The organism is Pseudomonas sp. SIMBA_041, assembly GCF_046535095.1.
GTDB classification, from domain to species: Bacteria; Pseudomonadota; Gammaproteobacteria; order Pseudomonadales; family Pseudomonadaceae; genus Aquipseudomonas; species Aquipseudomonas mucoides.
The window spans coordinates 1-267 of the sequence record NZ_JAWRXJ010000376.1; the positions used below are offsets into that span (position 1 = coordinate 1).

Sequence of the window (267 nt, forward strand, 5' to 3'; positions counted from 1 at the left end):
GATCTAAAGGAGGAAGAAATTTTGCGAGTTATAGATGCAATAAATAGCACTAAAAGAGATTATTTTTTTAAATCACCTTTATATATTCCTGCCGAAAGAGTTATAGTTAATTTATTAAAACAAGCAGCGCTTTCATTTCAAAATTTAGAGATACCAATACCTAAGCACTTATTGAATTTTGCTAGTATTTATAGTAATGCTTCATTTGAAATTAAAGAATTTGATATTGGATTTCTAAAAGAAGGAATTATTTATAAAAATATTAAT

1 protein-coding gene is annotated in these 267 nt (G+C 24.7%); it reads left to right on the top strand.

Annotated elements, in window-relative coordinates:
- Nucleotides 1–267 (top strand): hypothetical protein (locus SB725_RS31550; RefSeq protein WP_410923355.1); only part of this gene is annotated, 267 nt, incomplete at both ends.